Source organism: Enterobacteriaceae endosymbiont of Donacia provostii, assembly GCF_012570145.1.
In the GTDB taxonomy this organism is placed as follows: Bacteria; Pseudomonadota; Gammaproteobacteria; order Enterobacterales; family Enterobacteriaceae.
This window is the reverse complement of record NZ_CP046207.1, coordinates 1-6,377: the sequence shown is the minus strand read 5'-3', so window position 1 is coordinate 6,377 and position 6,377 is coordinate 1. Positions and strand designations below refer to the sequence as shown.

Here is a 6,377-nt window from a genome sequence, read left to right as displayed (position 1 = left end):
TACTTAATTTTATTTAAAATAATAATAAACAATTTTCTATTTACTTCATATACTTTTCTTATATTACATTAGTTTGTTTTAATATTCAATTTTTTTTTTTAAAAAAAAATGATTATAAAGGGATTATATAAATTTTTTTTGTTTATGATTTTTCTTCACCTTTTTACTACCTGCTATCCCGAGTTTTACTACCTGCTATCCCGAGTTTTACTACCTGCTATCCCGAGTTACTACCTGCTATCCCGAGTTTTACTACCTGCTATCCCGAGTTTTACTACCTGCTATCCCGAGTTTTACTACCCTGCTATTCTGAATTAGAATAAAATATGATTTTTAAAAATTTTATTAAATTATCTTGACATATAAAAAAAAAAAGATATAATTAACCTTAATTATTATTTTTATAGGATGTTTTTATTAATAATAAATCTTTTATTTAATTCATATATAGCTTTAGTAGAAAATAATATTGTTTTAAACTTTTACGGAGAGTGAAAAAAAATAGTATTACTCTATAAATTACAGTATATTTAAAATACTATAAAAATTATCCATTTTTTGATTTGAAATTAGAATATTTTAAATCAATATATTTTATATGTATAAAAAAAAAAAAAATTTTTACGAAAGAATTCGTTTACTCATTAATAAAAGTAATGTTATAAATAAAAAAAAAACAAAAAAAAAAGAAAAAAAAAAAGAACTATGTTTGAGAAAAAAAAAAAGTATTAATATACAAAATTTTTTTCCAAATATCTCAAAAAATAGAAGAGCTGTACCTAATATTATCTTACGTAGTTCTTTATTTGGTATTTTAAAAAAAGGATATAGAAGATATGAAAGAAATATCTTAAAAACATCACTAAATGATTTTATTATAAAATTTACTGGAGAAAGTTTAGATCAATCAGATTTAGATGTATGGTTAGAATGTTTGTATCGATTTTCAAAAGTACCATTTGGAGAAAAAGTTATTTTTTCATCTTATTCTTTTTTAAAATCCATAGATAGAAAAACAGGTAAAAAAGACTATGAATGGTTAAAATCATCTTTAATTAGGTTATCTATCTGTAGTATAGAAATTAATTATAGAGATTATTTCTATATAGGTCATCTGTTACAAGAATGGTATAGAAATGATAAAACTAAAAAAAATGTTATTTTTTTAAATAAAAATATAATATCTTTCTTTACTCAATCTATTTGGACTATAATTTCTTTAAAAGAAAGAAAAAAGCTAAAAAAAAGACCATTATCGCAATGGATACATTGTTTTTATTGTACTCATAATGTCCCCTTATATTATAAGGTAATAACTTTAAAAAACTTATGTGGAAGTAAAATTATTATTTTATGGAAGTTTAGACAAATTCTAAAAAAATCTTTATTTGAAGTTTCATTAGTTACAGGATGGAGTTGTTGGATAGATAAAAATGATATTGTACATGTTATTAAAAAATGACAATTTTACTTTAAATATAATTTATGTTATGATGAAATAAAACTATTTATATAAATACATATGTTAAATAAAAATAACAATATTATTATTAATAATAATATAAGTGATATAAAAAATATCTTTTTAAATTTAAATAATCAAAATAAAGAAAAGATCATTGCTTTTTTAGGTCCATTATATAGTTATTCTCATCTAGCTGTATTAACTTACATTAATAATTTTTTTTTTAAAAAAAAAATTATTAATGTAAGTTGTCATAATTTTAATGAAATTTTTTTACATATTAAAACAGGTATAATTCAAATAGCTATAGTTCCTATAATAAATAATCATACAGGAATTATTAAAGAAGTATTAAAATACTTAAAGAAAAATAGTACTTATGTAAAAATAAAAACAACTATAAAGTTACCCATTAAAAACTGTTTAGTTACCAAAAAAAAAAATATTTTTTTAAATAAAATAAAAAAAATCTATAGCCATAAAGAACCATTAAAACAATGTAGTTCTTTTATAAAAGAACATCCACTATGGGAAATAAAATACTGTTCAAGTACATCTTTTGCTATGAATTTCATTAAAAATTCTTCTTCACAAGATAATCTAGCAGCTATTGGAAATGAAATAGCTGCTAGATTTTATAATCTATATATTATAAAAAAAAATATATCAAATAAAAAAAATAATGAAACTACTTTTCTAGTTTTAAAAAAAAATTAATACTTCCTACAAATATCTATATCGATTATATTATCAATATTACCATGAATTATAACATTATTTTTAACCCATGAAGATCCACTTCTTACATGAAGATTATTTACAAAAACCTCAATCATATTATCTTCATCTAATCCATCAAATTTTAATACTCCAGGAGTTAAAACTTCAACATTTTGGAAGAAAATATTTTTAAATCTTGGTATATTTTTATCTTCACTTATTTTGCCACTATAATGAGTATCTAAAATAATAGGATTTTTAACATTAAAAATACAAACATTTTCATAATAAATATCAGTAACTAATCCCCCTCTAGTAATATCACTTTTAATTCTAATTCCATTAGTTGCATTTTGTAATGTTAAATTTTTAACAAGAACATTACTAACTCCACTATTTGTTTCACTTCCTATTGACATACCATGTCCATGACCAAAATTATTATCTATTATAGATATATGTTTAGATGGCCCATTTTTACCAGCTTTAATAGCTATATTATCATCTCCTGTATTAATATTAGAATGTGTAATTGTTATATTTTGAGAAGAAGAGGGATCTATACCATCAGTATTACGAGCATCAGAAGGAGTATTTATTTCTATACCCCAAATAGTTAAACCATTTGTATTATAGGGTACAATATGAAAATTGGGAGAATTTATTAAATGTAATTTGTATATAGATATATTTTTTCCTGACTTAATATCAATTAAATGAGGATTATTTTGTTTTTTATGTTTAATTTTTGCTTCTGTAGCTAATTGCCACCAAGTATATTTCTTATTTTTTAATATACTACCCCCTTGACCGTCAATATATCCTTCTCCATATAAACCACTATTTTCCCCTTTTAAAGTTATAAAGGGATTACATCCTTTACCTATATTATCTAACTCTCCACATATTTGATTACCCTTATCATATAAGTTAGGATCATTAATTGCTGAAAGTATAACTCCCTTATTAATTAAAATTCCACCAAAAGATGGAATAATAATAGGTCCTGAAAAAAAATAATTATCTCCTTTACTGGAAGGTAATAAGCTAATTATCTTATGTTGTTTAGCACAACCTACAATAGCATTATTAATTTCATTAGTAAAATCTTTTTTATTATCTGCTATTAATATTTTACATACTTTAGGTATTACTGGTTCATGAACAGCACGTGTATCTTGTGCATATACATGTGTATGAAAAAATAAAACTGTAATTATAAATATACTATTAAAAAAAATATTTTTAACATGCCTATAAAATAAATTATTCATTTTAAATTAATTCATATTTATAATAAATATATGAATATTATATGACATTTATTTTAAATAAAAATTGTCTTTAATCAAAAAAAATTAAGTTAACTATCTTGAACACAAAAAACAACTAAGGCATCACTAACAATTTCTTTATCCATTTTATCATTTAAAAAATCAACATAAAAATGTAAAGGATCATGAAAATACATATTTCTTATAGCAGAAGAACTCCAAGCACTATTAAATCTATCAACTATAGGCCACCCATAATTACTTAATAAATCATTTCCTGAATGGATATGATAGAAATCTAATAGTTCTTCTTTAGTAGGTAATCTTAAATTTCTTGATTTACAAAATTCTTCAGCATTATACCAAGTAAATTTTGCCCAATCTTCATTTAAATAATGATTTACTTGATCTCCTGTACGTTCAGTAGATAATGTAGGTCTATAAAATTTCAAATTATTTACAGATATAAAATCTGGCATATGACCATACATTTTAGCATATACACTTTTAGGACTAGTAGGAACAGAAAAAACTACAGAAATTTCTTTACTAACACAATCGTCTGCACTAATTTTAAAAAAAGTACGTACTCCAATACCATGAGGATCAGAAACTTTAACTTTTAATTCCCCATCTTTATTTGTATAAGATATAAAATGATTACCATCATAAGATGTATTATTAGTTAAATCATCAAAATGATAATCTCCATTATCTTCTCTAACATATCCTGCTCGATCCATAGCTATTACTTTAGTTATTTTAACTTCAGAAGAAGGTATACCCTTACCATGTTTATCAAAAACTTTTATCAGAAAATGAAAAGATTCATTTACCTTCAACAATAAATTAGAAGGAGTAGTTACAACTTGCATATTATCTGTATATGCATTAGTAACATGAATTTTTGCACCAATTTCCTTATTACAAACATCATTAATCTTTACTCTTATTAAAGCTGTTCCAGGAGTTAAACTTTTAAGAATTGCAGTATAAGTTCCTTTAGGATTTTCATGTACTTTACTAATTTTTATATTATAAAGACGAGGAAAATTACCATTTTCAACTACAAAACTAATATTTTTTATATTTATTAAGGGTTCGTTATTTACATCTCTAGCATCAAAAGTAACTTTTGCCTCTTCGGAATTTATTAATATATAATTAGGGTAAATACTAAAATTAGAATTATTTTTATCTATTAATGGATAAATAACATTAATTTTGATATAAGAAATATCATTACGGTTACTTAATGCATCATAAGCTATTACTTTAACTTTATAAGAATTATTTTGTGTTTTTTTAAAATCATAACTAGGTAATTTAATTATGTAGTCACCATTAAGAATTTTCATAGAACCTCCATTTCTAAAAAAACTATCTTGACTATGAAAACTTATATTAATATTTTTGTTTACAGAATTAATTATTAGTCCTAAAGAATGTTCACTTTTAGGATATCCTGAAATTTCTTTTTTTGTTGATAATTTAATCAAAAATTTTTTTCTATATTTTAAAACAATATTATTATCTCTTTTCACAAAATCATATCTATTATCATAAGATGATGAAAATATATTATGTACTTTATTATGTATTTGATCACTAAAAGATGAATTTAATTTTAGATTTAAATACCCTCCAAATTGAATATTATCTTTACCATAATTAGTTTTTATTTTTTCTATAACAAAAGATAAAACAGGAATAGGAGTGTATTTAATACTAAATGAATAAATTGAAGGAGAAAATAATTTTTCATGTTTTTCTAAAAAATCACTTTGTTTAAATCCTATGTTTCCATAATATTTTGTATAACTTAATTTAAATAATATTTCTGGTAACTTTAAAAAATACCCTTCTGCATTAATATCCCATCCTGCAGCAGGTTTTGAAAAAAATTCATCATCATTTATATTATCATATAAATTATTATTTTTTTCCGTATATAAAAAACTTTTATTTTGATGCCACCATCTACTTAATCCATAATATGTATTAGCACTAATTTTAAAAAACTCACCCCATAATTCTAAACCTAAACTAACTCTTGTATTATCTAAAGATATATCATAGTCTAAAAAACTATTTATTCCTAATAAGTACTTATTGTCTAATGATAGTTTTCTCAATCCAAAACCTAAGTTATTTTGATTTCTATTGTCTGTTCTATGTATACTATTTTGTATAAAAAGAATATAATCTTCCTTTTCTATAAAAGGAAATAATAAATCTAGTTCTGAATTATTCAGATTCAAATTATCATTTAAATTTATCTTAACTAAAGATTTTCCATTTAACTGAAATTTTTCAAATATCCTATACATAGTTAATTTAACTATGTTATTAAGTTTTAAATTGAATCTATTTAAAATGTTAGACTTTATATTTTCTATAAATACTTCTCTATTAGAGAATTTTTTTTTCGCTAAAAAAAATAAATTAAAAATATTATTCTCAGAATCATCATTACTTTGTATATTTGTTTTATATATGTCTGAAATATAACTTGATCTTCCTGAATAATTACTATGATAATTTTTCTTTATATTACTCCATTTTATTTCATCTTCTTCTAAAGATTTTTTAAAAAACAAGTTTTGCAAAACATTATTGGTTTCTTCATTTATCAAAATATTTGTATTTTTATTATTTTTAGATTCTAATTTTTTTCTAATTAATATTAAGAATGATTTATATTGATTTTCTAATACATTTAGATAAATTTCTTTTCTAAGATTATTAATTCTATTTTTGTTCACATAGAAGTTAACATTTTGTTTTTCTTTTTTTATAATTTTATTCTTAATTATTGTTTTAGTATAGATAGCTTGTGTAGCTAACAGATTAATAATTACATAAAATAAGATTATCTTTTTTATCTCTTTAAAGATGTAGTAGATTTTTTTTTTCAT

At 21.7% G+C, this 6,377-nt stretch carries 4 protein-coding genes; 2 read left to right on the top strand and 2 right to left on the bottom strand.

Annotated features, from left to right (window positions below; all coding sequences use genetic code 11):
- Positions 1–598: 598 nt before the first annotated feature.
- Positions 599–1,462 carry a plasmid replication initiator TrfA gene (gene trfA / locus GJT93_RS02250; RefSeq protein ID WP_168821996.1) on the top strand — a complete coding sequence of 288 codons (864 nt, stop codon included), beginning with the start codon at positions 599–601 and terminating at the stop codon, positions 1,460–1,462.
- Positions 1,463–1,522: 60 nt separating this feature from the next.
- Complete coding sequence (locus GJT93_RS02245) at positions 1,523–2,182, top strand: prephenate dehydratase domain-containing protein (RefSeq protein ID WP_168821995.1); 660 nt, start codon at positions 1,523–1,525, stop codon at positions 2,180–2,182.
- On the opposite strand, the gene GJT93_RS02240 is transcribed toward GJT93_RS02245, so the two are convergent.
- Both GJT93_RS02240 and GJT93_RS02260 read right to left on the bottom strand, forming a co-directional pair.
- Positions 2,179–3,459 carry a glycoside hydrolase family 28 protein gene (locus GJT93_RS02240; RefSeq protein WP_168821994.1) on the bottom strand — a complete coding sequence of 427 codons (1,281 nt, stop codon included), beginning with the start codon at positions 3,457–3,459 and terminating at the stop codon, positions 2,179–2,181. The genes GJT93_RS02245 and GJT93_RS02240 overlap by 4 nt on opposite strands.
- Positions 3,460–3,548: 89 nt before the next feature.
- Positions 3,549–6,377, bottom strand: coding sequence for an inverse autotransporter beta domain-containing protein (locus GJT93_RS02260; protein ID WP_211080476.1), 2,829 nt, complete (start codon positions 6,375–6,377; stop codon positions 3,549–3,551).